The sequence below is a fragment of the Azohydromonas lata NBRC 102462 genome, assembly GCF_001571085.1.
In the GTDB taxonomy this organism is placed as follows: domain Bacteria; phylum Pseudomonadota; class Gammaproteobacteria; order Burkholderiales; family Burkholderiaceae_C; genus Azohydromonas; species Azohydromonas lata.
In genome coordinates, this window is record NZ_BCTC01000078.1 from 12,493 (window position 1) to 31,415 (window position 18,923).

The 18,923-nt window shown below is 71.6% G+C and carries 17 protein-coding genes; 9 read left to right on the forward strand and 8 right to left on the reverse strand.

What is annotated here, in order from left to right:
• Positions 1 to 17 precede the first annotated feature (17 nt).
• The 5 genes from ALA01S_RS21930 (at position 18) to ALA01S_RS21950 (ending at position 5,546) form a co-directional block, all read left to right on the forward strand.
• Entirely contained in the window at positions 18 to 1,130 is a 1,113-nt protein-coding gene (locus ALA01S_RS21930; RefSeq protein ID WP_066341041.1) for an ABC transporter permease, read from the forward strand.
• A 1-nt stretch (position 1,131) separates the two neighbouring features.
• A complete protein-coding gene (locus ALA01S_RS21935) occupies positions 1,132 to 2,052 on the forward strand; it encodes an ABC transporter permease (RefSeq protein WP_066341043.1) in 921 nt (306 codons plus the stop codon).
• 82 nt (positions 2,053 to 2,134) lie between these two features.
• Positions 2,135 to 3,298 carry a BMP family ABC transporter substrate-binding protein gene (locus ALA01S_RS21940; protein ID WP_066341045.1) on the forward strand — a complete coding sequence of 388 codons (1,164 nt, stop codon included), beginning with the start codon at positions 2,135 to 2,137 and terminating at the stop codon, positions 3,296 to 3,298.
• Positions 3,299 to 3,512: 214 nt separating this feature from the next.
• The gene (locus ALA01S_RS21945; protein ID WP_066341052.1) at positions 3,513 to 4,550 is read left to right on the forward strand and encodes an adenosine deaminase; all 1,038 of its coding nucleotides are present in this window, start codon (positions 3,513 to 3,515) and stop codon (positions 4,548 to 4,550) included.
• Between the two features lie 264 nt (positions 4,551 to 4,814).
• Positions 4,815 to 5,546, forward strand: a complete 732-nt coding sequence (locus ALA01S_RS21950) for a matrixin family metalloprotease (RefSeq protein WP_066341054.1) — start codon at positions 4,815 to 4,817, stop codon at positions 5,544 to 5,546.
• Positions 5,547 to 5,554: 8 nt separating this feature from the next.
• On the opposite strand, the gene ALA01S_RS21955 is transcribed toward ALA01S_RS21950, so the two are convergent.
• The 6 genes from ALA01S_RS21955 to ALA01S_RS21980 all read right to left on the reverse strand — a co-directional run bounded on the left by ALA01S_RS21955 (position 5,555) and on the right by ALA01S_RS21980 (position 11,415).
• Positions 5,555 to 6,538, reverse strand: coding sequence for a Bug family tripartite tricarboxylate transporter substrate binding protein (locus ALA01S_RS21955; protein ID WP_066341056.1), 984 nt, complete (start codon positions 6,536 to 6,538; stop codon positions 5,555 to 5,557).
• A 180-nt stretch (positions 6,539 to 6,718) separates the two neighbouring features.
• Positions 6,719 to 7,711, reverse strand: coding sequence for a hydroxymethylglutaryl-CoA lyase (locus ALA01S_RS21960; RefSeq protein WP_174548649.1), 993 nt, complete (start codon positions 7,709 to 7,711; stop codon positions 6,719 to 6,721).
• Entirely contained in the window at positions 7,708 to 8,916 is a 1,209-nt protein-coding gene (locus ALA01S_RS21965) for a CaiB/BaiF CoA transferase family protein (RefSeq protein WP_066341058.1), read from the reverse strand. The genes ALA01S_RS21960 and ALA01S_RS21965 overlap by 4 nt, the downstream gene beginning before the upstream one ends.
• Before the next feature lie 125 nt (positions 8,917 to 9,041).
• Complete coding sequence (locus ALA01S_RS21970) at positions 9,042 to 9,974, reverse strand: LysR substrate-binding domain-containing protein (protein WP_066341060.1); 933 nt, start codon at positions 9,972 to 9,974, stop codon at positions 9,042 to 9,044.
• A gap of 127 nt (positions 9,975 to 10,101) precedes the next feature.
• Complete coding sequence (locus ALA01S_RS21975) at positions 10,102 to 10,863, reverse strand: carbonic anhydrase (RefSeq protein WP_066341064.1); 762 nt, start codon at positions 10,861 to 10,863, stop codon at positions 10,102 to 10,104.
• A gap of 192 nt (positions 10,864 to 11,055) precedes the next feature.
• The gene (locus tag ALA01S_RS21980; protein WP_066341066.1) at positions 11,056 to 11,415 is read right to left on the reverse strand and encodes a hypothetical protein; all 360 of its coding nucleotides are present in this window, start codon (positions 11,413 to 11,415) and stop codon (positions 11,056 to 11,058) included.
• 141 nt (positions 11,416 to 11,556) lie between these two features.
• On the opposite strand from ALA01S_RS21980, the gene ALA01S_RS21985 reads away from it, so the two are divergent.
• Together ALA01S_RS21985 and ALA01S_RS21990 are read left to right on the forward strand one after the other, a co-directional pair.
• Complete coding sequence (locus ALA01S_RS21985) at positions 11,557 to 12,651, forward strand: BMP family ABC transporter substrate-binding protein (protein ID WP_066341068.1); 1,095 nt, start codon at positions 11,557 to 11,559, stop codon at positions 12,649 to 12,651.
• A gap of 47 nt (positions 12,652 to 12,698) precedes the next feature.
• On the forward strand, positions 12,699 to 13,799 hold the full coding sequence (locus ALA01S_RS21990) for a spore photoproduct lyase family protein (protein ID WP_066341083.1): 1,101 nt from the start codon (positions 12,699 to 12,701) through the stop codon (positions 13,797 to 13,799).
• Positions 13,800 to 14,061: 262 nt separating this feature from the next.
• Here ALA01S_RS21990 and ALA01S_RS21995 read toward each other — a convergent pair whose 3' ends face one another.
• Positions 14,062 to 14,916 carry a dioxygenase family protein gene (locus ALA01S_RS21995; RefSeq protein ID WP_307189692.1) on the reverse strand — a complete coding sequence of 285 codons (855 nt, stop codon included), beginning with the start codon at positions 14,914 to 14,916 and terminating at the stop codon, positions 14,062 to 14,064.
• 95 nt (positions 14,917 to 15,011) lie between these two features.
• On the opposite strand from ALA01S_RS21995, the gene ALA01S_RS22000 reads away from it, so the two are divergent.
• Together ALA01S_RS22000 and ALA01S_RS22005 are read left to right on the forward strand one after the other, a co-directional pair.
• The gene (locus ALA01S_RS22000) at positions 15,012 to 17,612 is read left to right on the forward strand and encodes an ABC transporter permease (protein WP_084267808.1); all 2,601 of its coding nucleotides are present in this window, start codon (positions 15,012 to 15,014) and stop codon (positions 17,610 to 17,612) included.
• Positions 17,613 to 17,689: 77 nt separating this feature from the next.
• Positions 17,690 to 18,343 (forward strand): DUF3293 domain-containing protein, encoded by a 654-nt coding sequence (locus tag ALA01S_RS22005; protein ID WP_066341072.1) that lies wholly within the window; start codon positions 17,690 to 17,692, stop codon positions 18,341 to 18,343.
• A 58-nt stretch (positions 18,344 to 18,401) separates the two neighbouring features.
• On the opposite strand, the gene ALA01S_RS22010 is transcribed toward ALA01S_RS22005, so the two are convergent.
• On the reverse strand, positions 18,402 to 18,923 hold a 522-nt coding region (locus tag ALA01S_RS22010), incomplete at its 5' end, for a methyl-accepting chemotaxis protein (RefSeq protein ID WP_238455889.1).

Sequence of the window (18,923 nt, forward strand, 5' to 3'; positions counted from 1 at the left end):
TTCGCCTGAACACATTCATGTTGAAACTCGAAGCCCGGCCGCAACCGTCCGGCCTCATGTCCTGGGCCTCGCCGCTGCTGGCGCTGGCCCTCACGGTGCTCATAGGCGTGGGCCTGTTCGTCATGCTGGGCAAGGACCCGGTGCGCGGCCTGCAACTCTTCTTCCTGGAACCGGTCAAGGACGCGCGCGCCTGGGCCGAGCTCAGCATCAAGGCCGTGCCGCTGGTGCTCATCGCGCTGGGCCTGGCGGTGTGCTTCCGCTCCAACGTCTGGAACATCGGCGCCGAAGGCCAGTTCATCCTGGGCGCGCTGGGCGCGGGCTGGGTGGCCATGCAGGCCGGGCCGGACAGCAGCGGCTGGATCGTCCTGCCCATCCTGGCCGCCGGCGTGTTGGGCGGCATGTTCTGGGCGGCCCTCACCGCGCTGCTGCGCGACCGCTTCAACGCCAATGAGATCCTGGTGAGCCTGATGCTGGTCTACGTGGCCGAGCTGCTGCTGGGCTACCTGGTCTACGGCCCGTGGAAGGACCCGCAAGGGTTCAACTTCCCGCAGACCATCACCTTCGCCGCGGCCACCAAGCTGCCGCGGCTGGTGGCCGGGCTGCGCGCCAACATCGGCGTGCTGATCGCGCTGGGCGCGGTGGCGCTGACGTGGCTGTTCATGTTCCGCACCTACGCGGGCTTCCAGCTGCAGGTCGGCGGGCTGGCGCCGCTGGCCGCGCGCTACGCGGGCTTCTCGTCGCGCGGCGCGCTGTGGACGGCGCTGCTGCTGTCCGGCGGCATGGCGGGCCTGGCCGGCGCCCTGGAGGCCGTTGGGCCGCTGGGCCAGCTCACGCCGCACGTGCCCGCGGGCTACGGCTTCGCGGCCATCATCGTCGCCTTCGTTGGGCGGCTGCATCCGGGCGGCATCGCGCTGTCCGCCATCCTGATGAGCATGTTCTACATCGGCGGGGAACTGGCGCAGTCGCGGCTGGGCCTGCCCAAATCCATCACCGGCGTGTTCCAGGGCCTGCTGCTGTTCAGCCTGCTGGCCTGCGACACGCTCATCCATTACCGCTTGCGCTGGCAGCGCGGCGCCCGCGCCGCGGCGGCGTCTTCCGCCGTGGCGGCGACCGTGGAAAGGAAGGCCTGAGATGGAAGCGCTTGCCCTGCTGCTGGCCGCCACGTTCAACGCCGGCACCGTGCTGGCCATCGCGGCCCTCGGTCTCCTGATCAACGAACGCGCCGGCATCGTCAACCTCGGCGCCGAAGGCCTGATGCTGGTGGCCGCCATCGCCGGCTTCGCCACCGCCGTGCACACCGGCTCTGACACGCTGGCCTTTGCCGCCGGCGCCGCGGCCGGGGCGCTGCTGGCCGCGGCCTTTGGCGCGCTGGTCATCTGGCTCAACACCAACCAGTACGCCACGGGCCTGGCGCTGAGCCTCTTCGGCGCAGGCTTCTCGGCCTTCGCGGGCATCCGCTACACGCAGGAAAAGCTGCCGGAGCGCACGCGCTTCGAGATCCCGGGCCTGGCGGACATTCCCTTCGTGGGGCCGGCCTTCTTCAAGCAGCACCCCATGGTCTACATCGCCATCGTGCTGGCGGTGGCCTTGAGCTGGTTCCTGTACCGCTCGCGCGCCGGGCTGGTGCTGCGCGCGGTGGGCGAGTCGCCGGAGTCGGCGCATGCGCTGGGCTACCCGGTGCGGCGCATCCGGCTGGCCGCGGTGATGGCCGGCGGCGCGCTGTGCGGCGTGGCCGGCGCCTACGTCTCCGTCATCTACACGCCGCTGTGGGTGGAGGGGATGATTGCCGGCAAGGGCTGGATCGCGCTGGCGCTCACGACGTTTGCCACCTGGCGCCCCGCGCGCGTGCTGCTGGGCGCCTACCTCTTCGGCGGCGTGACCATGCTGCAGTTCCACCTGCAGGGCGAGGGCGTGGAAGTGGCCAGCCAGTTGCTGACCATGCTGCCCTACCTCGCCACCATCGCCGTGCTGGTGCTCATCTCGCGCAACCCGACCTGGATCCGCGCCAACATGCCGGCCTCGCTCGGCAAACCCTTCTTCCCGGGCTCATGATGCGTGCGGCTGCGCGCGCAACCAGGGCTGCGAACGACACGTCTTCCCCCAACAACCTCGCATACCCCAAGAGAGGACATTCATGACGATTTCCAAGCGATCGCTGCTGCGCCTGACGGGCATGGCTTCGCTGGCGGCCACCGCGGCCCTGGTGGGCTGCGGCAAGAAGGAAGAGGCCGCGCCCGCGGCCGCTTCCGCGCCGGCAGCCGCCTCGGCCCCGGCCGCGGCCAAGCCCGAGCCGCTGAAGGTGGCCTTCGCCTACGTCGGCCCGGTGGGCGACGCGGGCTGGACCTTCGCCCACGACCGCGCGCGCCTGGAAGTGCAAAAGGAGTTCGGTGACCGCATCGTCACCAGCTTCGTGGAGAACGTGCCCGAGGCGGCGGACGCCGAGCGGGTGATCCGCGACATGGTGGGGCAGGGCAACAAGCTCGTCTTCGGCACCACCTTCGGCTACATGGAGCAGATGCTCAAGGTGGCCGCCGACTCGCCGGACGTGAAGTTCGAGCACGCCACCGGCTACAAGAGCGCCGAGAACCTGCGCACCTACGACAGCCGCACCTACGAGGGCGCCTACATGGCCGGCGTGATCGCCGGCAAGATGACCAAGAGCAACACGCTGGGCGTGGTCGCCTCCATTCCCATCCCCGAGGTCATCCGCAACATCAACGCCTTCACGCTGGGCGCGCAGTCGGTCAACGCGGCCGCCAAGACCAAGGTGGTGTGGGTCAACAAGTGGTTCGATCCGCCCAAGGAAGGCGAGGCCGCGCAAAGCCTGATCAACCAGGGCGCCGACGTGCTGATGCAGAACACCGACTCCTCGGCCGTGCTGCAGACCGCCGAGAAGGCCGGCAAGTACGGCTTCGGCTGGGATTCGGACATGAGCAAGTTCGGCCCCAGCGCGCACCTGGGCTCGGCCGTCATCAATTGGGCGCCGTACTACAAGAAGGCCGTGGGCGAGATGCTCGAAGGCAGCTGGAAGACCGGCCCCAACACCTGGTGGGGCGTCAAGGAAGGCGCCATCGACCTGGTGGCGCTGTCCGACAAGGTGCCCGCCGACGCCAAGGAGGCGCTGGAGAAGGTCAAGTCCGGCCTCAAGGACGGCAGCTTCGCCATCTGGAAGGGCCCCATCGCCGGCCAGGACGGCAAGCCCGTGCTCAAGGACGGCGAGACCGCCGACGACGACTTCCTGCACAAGATCAACTTCTACGTGAAGGGCGTCGAGGGCAAGCTGCCCAGCGCCAAGTAAAGCGCACCACGCCGGGGCCGCGGCAGTTTCGGCCCCGATGCCTGACAGCCGCCGCGGCCCTGGGCCCGGCGGCTTTTTTTGTGTCCGCCCGGCATCGGGCGTGGGACGTGGTGAGGCGCCGCGACCACGGCCGCCGCCCGCCGGGAGCCGCTGCGCCGCAGGTTGCCAAAGGCGAAAATCAACCATCGACCCCATACGGAAGGCTACAGCCGCCATGACCACCCCTAGCACCCACGAACCGCTCGACGCGCTGCTGCGCCGCATGCCCAAGGCGGAGCTGCACATCCACATCGAAGGCTCGCTGGAGCCCGAGCTCATCTTCAAGCTCGCGCAGCGCAACGGCGTGGCGCTCAAGTACGGCAGCGTGGAGGCGCTGCGCACGGCCTACGCCTTCTCGGACCTGCAAAGCTTCCTCGACATCTACTACGCCGGCGCCAGCGTGCTGCTCAAGGAGGAAGACTTCTTCGACATGGCATGGGCCTACTTCGAGCGCGCCGCGGCCGACAACGTGGTGCATGCCGAGCTGTTCTTCGACCCGCAGACGCACACCGAGCGCGGCGTCTCCTTCGAAACCGTGGTGCGCGGGCTGCACCACGCCTGCCAGCGCGCGCACCAGGAGCTGGGCATCAGCAGCCGGCTGATCATGTGCTTCCTGCGCCACCTCAGCGAAGAGGACGCCTTCAAGACGCTGGAGCAGGCGCTGCCCTGGCGCCAGTACTTCGTGGGCGTGGGCCTGGACAGCAGCGAGCGCGGCCATCCGCCCTCCAAGTTCGAGCGCGTGTTCGCCAAGTGCCGCGAGCTGGGCCTGCACATCGTGGCCCACGCGGGCGAGGAGGGGCCGCCGGCCTACATCGAGGAGGCACTGGACCTGCTCAAGGCCGAGCGCATAGACCACGGCGTGCGCTGCGTCGAGAAGCCTGAGCTCGTGCAGCGCCTGGCACGCGAGCGCGTGCCGCTGACGGTGTGCCCGCTGTCCAACGTCAAGCTGTGCGTGTTCAAGCACTTGGGCGAGCACAACATCGCCACGCTGCTGCAGCAGGGGCTGGTGGTGACGGTCAACTCCGACGACCCGGCCTACTTCGGCGGCTACCTGAACCAGAACTTCGTGGAGCTGTTCGAGGCGCTGCCGCAACTGGGCGCGCGCGAGGCGTATCAACTTGCGCTCAACAGCTTCGAGGCCAGCTTCGTGGACCAGGCCACCAAGGACGGCTGGAAGCGCCAGCTCGACGCCGTGTTCGGCGCGGCGCTGTAAACGCGCGGTTTCACTCCTCCCTCAAGCCGGTGGGCAGAGCCGGCACGGCCCACCGCATCCCCCAAGAGGGCGATGACTTTTCGTTGCCTTTTCGGGGCCGCCCACTCACTTATTCAGGGTTAGGCAAGGCCTTCATGGGGCGCCGCCCGCCGCGGATACTCGGCGCCTGGCCTCAGATCCCCTGACTTTCATCAAGTGGGCTGGCCGGGGTTGTGCGGGTGGCCGGCGCCCCGCGCGGGCCTCCTTGCAACTCCTGGAGGTGACGTGAACAAGATCCTGTCTAGCCTGGCACTGATGGCGGCGCTGGCCGTGCCCCTGTCCGCGTCGGCCTACGTGCTTGGGCCCACCAGCCCGGGCAAGTGGGGCAGCCCCGAGTACGGCACCGGCGCCACCGTGACCTGGAGCGTGATGGGCGGCGGCGTGAGCTGCGAGGCGGCCTTCCTGGGCTGCTCCACCACGGCGCTGGGCGCCTTCCTGCCCGGGGGCTTCCTCACGGAAATCCGCAGCGCCTTCGACGCCTGGTCCAAGGTCGCCAACATCAAGTTCGTGCAGGTCGCCGACGACGGCGCCGCCTTCAACGCCGCCACGCGCTCCGGCGACATCCGCATCGGCGCGCACTTCGTGGACGGCAGCGCCGGCACGCTGGCCTACAGCTACTTCCCGCCGGTCAACGGCCTGAGCGCCGCGGGCGACATCTTCATGGACACGGCCGAGCGCTGGAAAATTGGTTTCGGCGGCAACGGCTACGACGTCTTCCAGGTCGTGACGCACGAGATAGGCCACTCGCTGGGCCTGGAGCACACGCCGCGCACCGACGCGCTGATGAACGCGTTCTACACCGAGCGCTTCCGCGGCCTGCAGGCCGACGACATCGCCGGCGCGCGCTTCCTCTACGGCGTGCGGCCCATCCCCGAGCCCTCCGCGCTGGCGCTGTTCGGCCTGGGCGTGGTGGGCGTGGCGCTGCGGCGCCGTCAGGCGCAGCGCCGCGCCGGCTGAAGCGGCCTTCAGTCCGCCGAGATCCTGGACGCCTTGACCACCTGGCCCCAGCGCGCGAGCTCGGCGCGGCTGTAGTCGCCCAACTGTTGCGGGCTCATGTAATCGGCCGCCGCGCCCTGCTCGGCGGCCTTTTGCTTGAAGGCGGGTGTGGCGACGATCCTGGCGATCTCGGCGCTGAGCTTGTCCACCACGGCCTGCGGCGTCTTGGCCGGGGCGAAGACGGCGAACCAGGAGGTGGCGTCCAGCTTGGGCAGCCCGGCCTCGGCGGCGGTGGGCACATTGGGCAGCGAGGGCAGCCGCGCCTTGCCCGTGACGGCCAGCGCGCGCAGCTTGCCCGTGGCGATGTGGGGCATGTAGGGCGGCGGGGTGCCGAAAGTGAGGTCCACCTGGCCGCCCAGCAGGTCCTGCAGCGCCGGGCCCGTGCCCTTGTAGGGGATGTGGTTCATCTGGATGCCGGCCTGCTGCTCCAGCATCGCGCCCGTGACGTGCTGCAGCGAGCCGTTGCCTGAGGAGGCGTAGGCCAGCTTGCCCGGATGGGCCTTGGCGTAGGCGGCGAGCTCGCCCATGGACTTCACCGGCAGGCCCTCGCGCACCACGATGACCTGCGGCGCGCTGAGCACGTTGGCCACGGGGCGCAGGTCGTCGAAGGTCCACTGCGGCGGCTGGCTGCTCACGTGCGGCGTGATGACGTGGTAGCCCGAGTACTGCATGAGCAGCGTGTAGCCGTCGGCTTCGGCGCGCTTGACGGCCACGGCCGCCACCGCGCCGTTGGCGCCGCCGCGGTTGTCCACGATCACCGTCTGCCCAAGCGCCTTGCCCAGCGGCTCGGCCAGCATGCGCGCGGCGATGTCGGTGGTGCCGCCCGGGGCGGTGGGGACGATCAGCGTGACGGGTTTGTTCGGGTAGCCGCCCTGGGCGGCGGCAGGGCCGGCGGCGAGGGTGGCCGCGGCCGCCAGGGCCAGCAGGGTGAAATGGCGCTTGTGCTTGTTCATGCTTGTCTCCGGTTGTGTTGTGGAATGCGGCGATGCCGCGTTTGCTGATGGAGGCTGAAGCCTTCCCTCGTCATGCCCGCGAAAGCGGGCATCCACGCAGGCCACGATGCGGCCCGGTGTTCGTGGACACCCGCCTTCGCGGGTGTGACGAAGACGTTTTGGTCGCTGCGGCGAGGCGGCTCAGCCGCGTGCCAGCGCCCGCTCGCGAATCGCGTCGAAGTCGGCGGGCAGCGGGTGCAAATCCAGCCGGCGGCCGGCGGCCACGAGCTGGCTGGGCACGGCGTGGCCCACCAGCGCAGGCAGCCGGTGCGCGGCCTCCAGCAGTTGCTCCAGGTCCACGCCGGTGTCGTAGCCCATGAGCTGCAGGGCGTGGACGATCTCCTCGCTGCACACGTTGCCCGTGGCGCCCGGCGCGTAGGGGCAGCCGCCCAAGCCGCCCAACGAGGCATCGAAGCGGTCGGCGCCCGCGTCGATGGCGGCCAGCACGTTGGCCAGGCCCATGCCGCGCGTGTTGTGGAAGTGCAGCGTCAGCTCCGTGTCCGGCCAGCGGCGCTTGAAGCCGCGCACCAGGGCCGCGACCTGGCCGGGGTAGGCCATGCCGGTGGTGTCGCACAGCGTCACGCCGCGCGCGCCCAAGGCCTCCACGTAGCGCGCGCACCAGTCCCACACGGTGTCCTGCGGCACGTCACCTTCCATGGGGCAGCCGAAGCTGCATGACAGCGACACGTTCACGGCGGTGCCGGCCTGGCGCGCGATGGCGCTCACCGCGGACAGCGCCTGGAAGGACTGCGCCCGCGTCATGCGCAGGTTGGCCAGGTTGTGGCTCTCGCTGGCCGACATCACGAGGTTCAGCTCATCGGCGCGGGCGTCGATGGCACGCTCGGCGCCGCGCACGTTGGGCACCAGGGCGCTGTAGACCACGCCGGGCGCGCGCTCGATCTCGCGCAGCACCTGTTCGGCGTCGCGCAGCGCGGGAATGGCCTGCGGCAAGACGAAGGCCGTGACCTCGATCTTGGCCAGCCCGGCGCGCGACAGCGCGTTGACCAGGGCGATCTTGTCCCCGGTGGGGACGAAGCAGGGCTCCACCTGCAGCCCGTCGCGCGTGCCCACCTCCTGCATGTGGATGCGGCGGCCCGCGCCGTTCCAGACGCTCGTGCCCATGTTCGTGCTCATGCCACCACCTTGCGCGCGCGCAGCGCGGCGATTTGTTCCTCGGTCAGGCCGATCTCGCGCAGCACCGCGTCGGTGTCGTCGCCCAGCTTCGGAGCCGGCGTGCGCAGGCTGCCCGGCGTGCCCATGAGCTTGGGCACGATGCCGGGCACTTGCACCTCGTGGCCGTCGCGCGTGCGCTGCGTGAGGAGCATGTCGCGGGCGCGGTAGTGCGGGTCCTCGGCGATGTCGCGCGCGGTGTAGACCTTGCCCACGGGCACGCGCGCGGCGTTGAGTGCTTCCAGCACGTCGGCCACGCGGCGCTGGCTGGTCCAGGCCTCGATGGCGGCGTCTATCTCGGCTACGCGCTTGACGCGGCCCGCGTTGTCGCCCAGTGCCGGATCGTTGCCCAGGTCGTCGCGGCCAATCGTGGACATGAGCCTTTTGAAAATGCTGTCGCCGTTGCCGGCCACGAGCACGTAGCCGTCCTCGCAGCGGTAGGCGTTGGACGGGGCGATGCCCGGCAGCGCGCTGCCCGCGGCCTCGCGCACCGCGCCGAAGGCGCTGTACTCGGGGATGAGGCTTTCCATCACGTTGAACACCGCCTCGTGCAGCGCCACGTCGATGACCTGGCCGCGCCCGCCGTGCGCCTGGCGGTGGTAGAGCGCCATGAGCACGCCGATGGTCCCGTGCAGCGCGGCCAGCGTGTCGCCGATGGAGATGCCGCAGCGCACCGGCACGCGGCCGGGCTCGCCGGTGAGGTGGCGCAAGCCCCCCATGGCCTCGCCGATGGCGCCGAAGCCGGGCAGGTCGCGGTAGGGGCCGGTCTGCCCGTAGCCGGAGATGCGCAGCATGACCAGGCCGGGGTTGATCTCGCTGAGCTGCTCGTAGCCCATGCCCCAGCCCTCCAGCGTGCCGGGGCGGAAGTTCTCGATCAGCACGTCGGCTTCCTTGATGAGCTGGCGGGCGATGTCCTGGCCCTCGGCGCTGCGCAGGTCCAGCGCGATGGAGCGCTTGTTCCTGGACTGCACCTGCCACCACACGGAGGTGCCGTCCTGGATGAGGCGCCAGTTGCGCAGCGGGTCGCCGCTGCCGGGCGCTTCGATCTTGATGACCTCGGCGCCGAAGTCGGCCAGCGTCTTGCCGGCAAAGGGGCCGGCGATGAGCTGGCCCATCTCTATGACCCGCACGCCCTGCAGCGCGCTGGTCGGGAGGTTGATCGGGGTCATGGGGCGTCTCCTGCAAGCGTTTCCTTGGGTGGCCGCCATTGTGTTCAGCGCGGCTTGGGCAAGGAATGACGGGGGACGGAGACGAGCTTTCGCGGAACGCGAAAGCCGCAGGCCGCGCGGGCGATTCAGGGCGCGGGCGGGCGCAGGGCGTGGAGCTGGCGCGAGCGGCCTTGCAGCAGGTGGTCCATGAGCAGCCGCGCCGGGCGGGGCAGGGCGGCGAAGTCGCGCGCGCCCAGCAGCAGCTCGCGCGTCACCCAGGCGTCGCGCAGCTCCAGCTTGCGCAGGCCCATGGACACCAGGTGCGGCTGCACCGCGGCTTGCGGCAGCACCGCCACGCCCAGGCCCGCGGCCACCATGTGGCACATGGCGTCGAAGCTGCGCACCTGGATGCGCAGCTTCAGGCGCCGGCCCAGCGCGGCGGACTCCAGTTGCAGCCGCTGCGCCAGCGAGGTGCCGGCCGAGAGGCTGACGAACTCGAAGTCGGTGGCCTCCACGAAGTCCAGCGACTCGCGCGCGGCCAGCGGGTGGTCGTGGCGGACGACCAGCACCAGCCTGTCCTGCCGGTAGGGCAGCGACTGCAGGCCCAGCGGCGCGGTGCGCTCGGCGTAGATGCACAGGTCGGCGCGGCCGTCGGCCACGGCCAGCACCACGTCGGCGCTGTCGCGCTCTTCCAGCTCGATGCGGATGCCGGGGTTGTCCGCCACGAAGGCGGCGATGTCGGCGGGCAGGAACTGGATGACGGCCGAGGTGTTGGCCCACAGCCGCACCACGCCCACCACGCCGGCGGCGAAGTCCGACAGCTCCGCGGCGAGCTGGTCGACGTCGCCCAGGATGCGCTGCGCGTGCCGCTGCAGCGCCTGGCCCGCGGGCGTGAGCGTCACGCCGCGCGAGTGCCGCTCCAGCAGCGGCGCGCCCACGGCGGCCTCCAGGTCGGAGATGCGCTTGCTGGCCGCGCCCACCGCCAGGTGGGCCAGCTCCGCGCCGCGGCTGATGCTGCCGCTGCGGGCCACGAAGCCGAACAGGGCGAGGGAGACGAGGTCCAGGCGGTGCAGGTTCAAGGCGGACAGGGTCAGGCGGGCGATGGGCCCATTGTCCGCCGGCTCCGCGAGCCCGCGGGCGTTGCCCGGGGGCCCTGAAGCCGCCGCGCGGACGCCTGTGCAGGGCCGCGCGCGGCGTGCCGTGGCGTCAGCCCCCGGCCGTCAGGACGATGCGGCCGTTGAGCGGCTGCACCGGGCGGGCGTTCATCGGGTAGAGCTTGCGGAAGGTCGCGAGCTGCGCCTTGGACAGTTCCACCGGCGTCTGCAGCACCTGCCACTTCACGCCCTCGCTGCAGGGCGGCGTGGTCAGCGAGCCCTTGAAGGACCAGTAGGTTTGCGTCTTGGGCAGCAGCGCCGCGGGGTCGAAGCCGCCGTCCAGCGCGGCCTTGCCGCCTTCTTGCTTGGGCATGGCGGCGAACACCTTGGCCAGTGCGGCGTTTTCCTTGCCTTCGCGGAACAGCACGCCCACCACGGCCAGCTCGCCCGCGTCGTTCTTGTGCACCATGTGCGCCACCAGCGGGTAGGCGTGGCCGTTGACCTTCTCCTCGCTGGGCGTGTGGAAGTGGAACTGCAGCAGCTTGTAGTCGCCGGAAGCCAGCTTCACCGTGCCGCCCGCGGGCAGGTTGACCTGGATGGTGTGGCCGTTGTTGACCACTTCGGCGTCGCCGGCCGTGTAGCCGAAGCCGATGGCGGGCAGCTCGCCGCTCTTCTTGGCCGCACGGATGTCGATGGGCGACTGCTCGGAGCCGAGCTTGCAGGTCTCGAAGGCCTTGTCCAGCTCGGCCCAATGCGTGGCGCCGGCGTGGCCTTTGTATTCCCAGTGGGCGTGGTCGCCCGCGTGGGCGGCACCGCAGGCGTACAGGGCGCCGGCCAGGGCCAGCAGGGACAGGGAACGGGTGGGGGTCGGCATCGGGGGTCTCCGGCAGCGCGTTGCTGCATGTAAACGGATGTGATGCTAGGGAGCCTCCCCACTCAATTGGGTGTCTGGATTGTGGATGCGTGTACTGATCTCCGATGGGGTGCGAGTTATTTCACGCATGGCGCCAGCGCTGGATGGCGCGCTGCGCCAGGGGGATGAAGCGCTGTCGCCGCGAAGGCCTGCTCAGGCCGCGGCGCGGGCCGGCAGCGGCTTGCGGCGCAGCAGCTTGACCGCCAGGGTCAGCAGCGCCGCGCCGCCCAGGACGAAGAAGGCGCACAGCGCGAAGACGATCCAGGCCACCACGGGCGCGGCCGCGCCGGCCCAGCCCAGCATCCAGTGCGCGGTGTCCACCGCCCAGCCCAGCAAGCCTTGCCAGCCGGGAAAGGCGTGGTTCAGCCACTCCTGCATGGGCAGGCGCTGCGCGAGGCCGGGCAGGTCGTTGAGCCAAGCCGGATCCATGCGCAGCAGCGCGTACAGGGCCCAGGCCAGCAGCGCGCAAAACGCCAGGCCCAGGGCGGCCAGGGACCAGATCAGAAGCAGCATGGAAAGTCTCCCAGGAGGTGGATGCGGGCTTGGAAGCGCCCGCGGCCCTCCGGGTTCCCCCTCACTACAATCCCGCCCTTTCGCGCGCGCCGGACGCCACCGCCGGCGCGTTGATTTTTGGTGGCCATGTCGAGGATAACCATGTTCAAAAACCTCTTGCGCGGCGCGCTGCCTGCCGCGTGCCTTGCCGCTTTTTCCGTTGCGGCGCCTGCCCAAGCCCCGTCCGCGCCGCCGCTCAAGGTCGGCTTCGTCTACGTCACGCCCGTGGGCCAGGCCGGCTGGACCTTCCAGCACGACTTGGGCCGCCAGGCCATGGAAAAGGCGCTGGGCGCCGGCGTGAAGAGCACGGTGGTGGAAGCCGTGGCCGAGGGGCCGGACAGCGAGCGCGTGATGCGCGACCTGGCCGCGCAGGGCCACCAGTTGATCTTCGCCACCAGCTTCGGCTACCTGGAGCCCGCGCTGCGCGTGGCGGCCGACTTCCCGAACGTGAAGTTCGAGCACGCGGGCGGCTACAAGACCGCGGCCAACCTGGGCACCTACAACGCCCGCTTCTACGAGGGCCGCTGGCTGGCCGGCTACCTGGCGGGCAAATCCAGCAAGAGCGGCACGGCCGGCTACGTGGCCGGCTTCCCGGTGCCGGAGGTGATCCAGGGCATCAACGCTTTCACCCTCGGCATGCAGGCCGCCAACCCCAAGGCGCAGGTGAAAGTGCTGTGGCTCAACGCGTGGTTCGACCCGGCCCGCGAGCGCGAGGCGGCGCTGTCGCTCGTCAGTGCCGGGGCCGACGTGCTCACCAACCACAGCGCCTCGCCCGCCGTGCCGCAGGCCGCCGAGGAGAAGGGCGTGCAGATCGTGGCCTACCACAGCGACATGAGCCGCTTCGCTCCCCACGCGCAGCTCGCCGCCGTGGTCGCCAACTGGGGCGGCTTTTATACGCAGGCGGCCCAAGCGGTGATGGCGCAGCGCTGGAGGCCGGCGGCCACCCTGGGCGGCTTCAAGGACGGCATGGTCGAGCTGGCCGCGCTCAACCCCAGGCTGCCCAAGGCGCTGCGCGAGGACGTGCTCGCGCGCCGGCGCGACATCGCCGCGGGCAAGCTGCTGCCCTTCGGCGGGCGCCTGGTGGACCAGGCCGGCCGCGTGCGGCAGGACAAGGGGGCGCTCGGCGACGAGGCCATCGCGCACATGGACTGGTTCGTCCAGGGCGTGCAGGGCACGCTGCCGGCGGCGGCCAAGTAAGCCCAGGCCCCGGGGCGAGCCCGGAACACCTCTTGCCGCGCCGCGGCATGGACACCCTGGCCGCCCCCTCCCACGCCGCTGCGCCCCGCGCCGCCTCGCTGCTGCGCATCCAGACCATCTACATGGAGCCGGCCGTGGAGGACTACGCCCGCGGCCGGGACATCCTCGCGCGCTTTCCCGACGCGCAGCGGATCGAGGTGCCCTCGCACTGGAACATCCCCGGCCTGCACGGCAACGAGGGCTTGGTCGGCGAATGGCTGCGCACCAAGCGCGACGTGCTGGTGCTGGGCGTGCGCAAGTCGCTCGCGTGCCGCCACAACGGCCGCAGCGCGGACTGGATCGCCCCCGGCACCTCCAACGGCTGCGCCATGGCCTGCGCCTATTGCTACGTGCCCCGGCGCAAGGGCTACGCCAACCCGGTCACCGTCTTCGTCAACATCGAGCAGGTGTGCGACGCGCTGCAGCGCCACGCGGCCAGGCTGGGGCCCAAGCCGGAGCCCAACCAGGTCGATCCGGTGTACTGGGTCTACGACCTGGGCGAGAACGGCGACCTCTCGGCCGACGCGCTGGTGTCGGACAACGTGCGCGACCTCGTGGCCCTGTACCGCCGCATTCCCAACGCCAAGGGTTCCTTCGCCACCAAGTACGTCAACCGCGAGCTGCTGGACTACGACCCGCAGGGCAAGACGCGCATCCGCTTCTCGCTCATGCCCCAGCGCACGGCCAGGCTGGTGGACGTGCGCACCTCGCCGGTGGCCGAGCGCATCGCGGCCATCAACGATTTCGTGGACGCGGGCTACGAGGTGCACCTCAACTTCAGCCCGGTGATCGTCCACGAGGGCTGGCGCGCGGACTACGCCGAGCTGTTCGCGCAGGTGGCCGATGCGCTGTCGCCGCGGGCCCGCGCGCAGATCGCCGCCGAGGTGATTTTCCTGACCCACAACGAGGCCCTGCACGAGGTCAACCTCGGCTGGCATCCCAAGGCCGAGGAGATCCTGTGGGTGCCGCGGCTGCAGGAGACCAAGCGCAGCGAGAACGGCGCGGACAACGTGCGCTACCGCAGCGGCACCAAGGGGCGGATGGTGGCCATCTTCAAGGCGCTGCTGGAAGAGGGGCTGCCGGGGTGTGCGGTGAGGTATGCGTTTTGAGGCGGCTTCGTTCAGGCGTTGGCCGGAAGCTGGACCGCAGCGTCCCCCGAGTCGTCATTCCCGCGAAGGCGGGAATCCAGGCGGTCCCCAAGTCGGCCGTCAGTCCGTGGGCCGGCACACCGAAGTGCAACATCGCGGTGGTCCTACGCCACCTCTACGCTTTGGCGTGGGGCTGCCTGGATTCCCGCCTTCGCGGGAATGACGAATCAGGGGGCAGAGCCGCTGGGCATCACGAGATGCCAATAGCAGCCAGTCATCCTGCTCACTGCGCCGCCAGGGCCTCCCGCAGCCGCTGCGCCTCCTCGCCAAACCCATACGCGTCCATCCCCAGCGCGCCATAGGTATGGCTCTGGTGCAGCCGCAGCGGCGCCACGTCGCGCCCGCCCGCGCCGGCGGTCACGTACCAGGGCAGCAGGTGCTCGTCGGTCGGGTGCATCAGCGCCGCATGCGGCGCTTGGGCGCGGTAGTCGAACAGGGCCTCCCAGTCGCGCGCCGCCGCGCGCTCGGCGAACCATTGGCGGAAGGCCAAGCTTTCCGGCTTCTCCGGCGCGTCCATGGGAGCGCGGCCGGTGAAGGTGGAGAGCAGGCGCAGGTTGTGCGTGATGGAGCCGCTGCCCATCACCAGCACGCCGCTTTCCCGCAGCCGGGCCAGCGCCTGGCCCATCGCGAACTGCTGCGCCGGCGGGGCCATGGGCATCCAGGCCAGCGGCAGCACGGGCACGTCGGCCTGCGGGTAGAGGTAGCGCAGCGGCGTCCAGATGCCGTGGTCCAGTCCGCCTTCGCCCAGCGCGTGGGCGGTGACGCCGGACGCCGCCAGCAGCGCCTTCACCTCTTGCGCCAGCGCGGGCGCGCCCGGCGCGTCGTAGCGCATTTCGTACAGCGCCTGCGGGAAGCCGCCGAAGTCCGGCACCGCGGCGTGGCGCTCGGCGGCCAGCAGCACGGGCTCGCGCGTGAGCGTGTGGGCCGAGACGGCCAGGATGGCGCGCGGGCGGCCGAAGGTGGCGTCGATCGCCGGGCCCAGGCGCTGCATGAAGGCGCCGGCCGCGCCGGGCTCCAGCGCGATCATGGGCGAGCCGTGGGAGAGGAACAGGGCGGGAAGGGCGGGCAGGGTGTCCATGCCGCCCATTGAAGCAGCGCGCCGCCACGGTGGCGTTGCAGGGGTTTGCACCCGGCGTTCAGGCGCTTGACAAGCCTCGGGTATCGTCCCCGGCCATGAGCACCGACGCCCCGTCCTCCCCGACCGCCGCCGTCCCGCCGCGGCCCGCCGCCGCCGGCCGGCCGCTGTCGCCGTCCATCGTGAAGCTCGCGTGGCGCCAGACCTGGCGCGACCTGCGCGCGGGCGAGCTGCGGCTGCTGGTGGTGGCCGTGCTGCTGGCCGTGGCGGCGCTCACCGCCGTGGGCTTCTTTGCCAACCGGCTCAACGCGGGCCTGGCGCGCGACGCCGGGGCGCTGTTGGGCGGCGACGCGCTGGTGGCGGCCGACCAGCCGCTGCCCGCCGCGTTCGAGAACCAGGCGCGCGCGCTGGGCCTGCGCGTCACGCGCCACGCTGCCTTTCCCAGCATGGCGCTGGCGCCGCAGGCGCAGGGCGGCGCCACGCGGCTGGTGGCCGTCAAAGGCGTGGCCGAGGGCTACCCGCTGCGCGGCCAGGTCAGCGTGCGCGAGTCGCCGGATGGCCCGGCGCGCGCGGCCGAAGCCATCCCCGAGCCCGGCACGGCCTGGGTGGACGCCGCCGTGCTGGACGCGCTGCAGTTGCGCGTGGGCGATGAGCTGCTGTTGGGCGACGCCACATTGCGCATCGCCCGCGTGATCGCGCTGGAGCCCGACCGCGGCGCCGGCTTCCTGAGCTTCGCCCCGCGGGTGATGGTGAGGGAATCCGACCTGGCGGCGACGAACCTGATCCAGCCGGCCAGCCGCGTCACCTACCGCCTGGCCGTGGCGGCCACCGGCGAGGGCGGCGCGGCCGTGCGCCGCTTCATCGATTGGGCGCAGGACGAGATCCGCAAGGGCGAGCTGCGCGGCGTGCGCGTGGAGTCGCTGGAGACGGGCCGCCCGGAGATGCGCCAGACGCTGGACCGCGCCAACAAGTTCCTGAACCTCGTGGCGCTGCTGGCGGCGCTGCTGGCCGCGGTGGCGGTGGCCATCGCCGCGCGCGACTTCGCCCAACGCCACCTGGACGACTGCGCGCTGCTGCGCGTGCTTGGGCTGCCGCAGCGCGCCATCGCCTCGGCCTACGTGCTGGAGTTCGGTGCCGTGGGCGTGCTGGCCAGCGCGCTGGGCGTGGCCGCCGGCTGGGCCGTCCACTTCGTGTTCGTCCTGCTGCTGGGCTCGCTGGTGGAAACCTCGCTGCCGGCGCCGGGCTGGATGCCCGCGGCCTTCGGCTTGGGCGTGGGCCTCACGCTGCTGCTGGGCTTTGGCTTGCCGCCGGTGCTGCAACTCGCCCGCGTGCCGGCGCTGCGCGTCATCCGGCGCGACGTCGGCCAGTTGAAGGCCGCTTCGGTGGCAGTGCTGGCCGCGGGCGCCCTGGGCTTTGCCGGGCTGCTGGTGGCCGCGGCGTCGGATCTGAAGATGGGGCTGATCGCCGTGGGCGGCTTCGCCGTTGCGGTGGCGCTCTTTGCCCTGTGCGCCTGGGGCGCCGTGGTCGCCCTGCGCCGGGCCGTGCCGCGCGCCCGGCGCGCGCCGCGCTGGCTGGTGCTGGCCACTCGGCAGGTGGCGGCGCGCCCGGGCTTTGCGGTGCTGCAGGTGTCGGCCCTGGCCGTTGGGCTGCTGGCGCTGGTGCTGCTGGTGCTGCTGCGCACGGACCTCATCAACAGCTGGCGCCAGGCCACGCCGCCGGATGCGCCCAACCGCTTCGTCATCAACCTGCAGCCCGACCAGGCGCAGCCGTTCAGGCAGTTGCTGGACGGGGCGGGCGTGCAGGGCTACGACTGGTATCCCATGTTCCGCGGCCGGCTGGTGGCCATCAACGGCCGCAGCATCAAGGGCGAGGAGTGGAGCGAGGAGCGCGCGCAGCGCCTGGCCGAGCGCGAGTTCAACTTGAGCTTCGACGCGCAGATGCCGCGCCACAACCAGCTCGCCGGCGGGCAGTGGACGCCCAACGAGCCGGACGCCGTGAGCGTGGAGGAGGGTCTGGCCAACACGCTGGGCCTGAAGCTGGGCGACCGGCTGCGCTTTGACGTGGCCGGCCAGCCGCACGAGGCGCGCATCACCAGCCTGCGCAAGGTGGACTGGGGCTCCATGCGGGTGAACTTCTTCGTCATGTTCCCGCGCGAGCGCATGGACGAGGTGCCCGCCACCTACATCTCCGCCTTCCGCGCGCCGGCCGTGCCGGGCTTCGACAACCGGCTGGTGCGCGAATTTCCCAACGTCACCAGCATCGACGTCTCGGCCTCGCTGGGCCAGGTGCAGGCGGTGCTGGACCAGGTGATACGCGCCGTGGAGTTCCTCTTCGGCTTCACCCTGGCCGCCGGGCTGGTGGTGCTGTTCGCCGCCGTCACGGCCACGCGCGAGGCGCGCGAGCGCGAGTACGCCGTGATGCGCGCGTTGGGCGCGGGCCGCGCGCTGCTGCAGCGCGTGCAGCGCGCGGAGCTGTTGGGCGTGGGGGCGCTGGCGGGCTTTCTGGCCTCCATCGCGGCGGTGGCCGTGGGCTGGGCGTTGGCGAAGTACGCGTTCGACTTCGCCTGGAGCGGTTCCTGGACGGTGCCGCTGGCCGGCACGGCGGCCGGCGCGCTGCTGGCGCTGGCCGCGGGCTGGTGGGGTTTGAGAGGCGTGCTCAGGCGGCCGGTGGTGCAGACGCTGCGGCGCGCGGCCGAGTAAGCCGGCCCGGCCCGGCCGCCGCGCCGTCCCCATGAGTGGGCGCCGCCGTGCGCCCGCCGCTTGCTCCGTCGCGGTGCATGAAGCCCAAGCTCCGCTCCCGCCTTTCCGCCGGCAAGCGCCCATCGGCCGTGCCGCTCGCCTGTCCGCCCGCGCTGGACGAGGCCTCTCTTCACTCGCCGGCCTGCGTGCTCTCGCATGCCGACGCCTACCCCGGCGAGGCCGAGCCGGACGACGAGGGTGCGGGCCTCGCGGCCGAGGCCGACGCCCTGGCCCCCGCCGACGCCGACCACCTGCTCAGCGGCTACGCGGGCACGGATTACTTCGTCGCGGGGCTGGCGCAGCCGCTGCACCCGGGCGAGCGCAACGCCGCGCTGGACGCTTTCCTGGGCGGGCACGGCGCGCGCTGCCTGGCGCTGCTGACGGCCTGCAACCCGCACAGCGACATGCTGGAGCCGCAGGAGAACGCCCGCCGCCAGGGCGAGCTGCGCGCGCGGCTGCAGGCCGAGGGTTTGAGCTTCGTGGAGGCCGAGGGCCGCGCCCGCGACGGCGGCGCGCGCCCGGCGGAGCCGCTGCTGGCCGTGCTGGACGCGCCGCCGCTGCTGCTGCAGCGGCTGATGGAGGAGTTCGGCCAGAACGCCGTGGTGCTGGCCCAAGCCGGCGCCGCGCCACGCCTGTGGCTGCGCCCGGCCTTCATGCGCGAGCTGGCGCGCGAGGAGTACGCGGCGGGTTGAGGCGGGCCGCCGGACAGGCGGCCGCCCCATGGACGGCCGCCGGCTGGGGCTCAGCGCCTCAGAAGCTGGTCCATTCGTCGTCGTCCTTGCCCGCGCTGCTCTGCAGGTGCGGGGCCGGGGCGGACGGGGCCGGCGGCGCGTAAGCCGGGTTGGCCGGCTTGGCGGCCAGGCGGCGGGCGCCGGCCGGGGGCAGCGGCTTGGCCGCGGGCGCCGACGCGAGGGCGCTCACCGGCTGCACGGGCGTGAAGCCCATGGACTGCTGCACGGCCACGGCGCGGTGGTCCAGCCGGAAGGCGCCCACCACCTCGGCCAGCCGCGAGGCCTGCTGGCGCAGGCTCTCGGCGGCCGCGGCGCTTTCTTCCACCAGCGCCGCGTTCTGCTGCGTCACCTGGTCGAGCTGCTCCACGGCTTCGCCCACCTGGTTGATGCCCTGGCTCTGCTCGTGGCTGGCGGCGCTGATCTCGTTGATGAGGTCGCTCACGCGCTTGACCTGCATCACGATGTCGCCCATGTTGCGGCCGGCCTCGTCCACCAGCTTGGAGCCGCTTTCCACGTTGGCCACGCTGTGGCCGATGAGGTT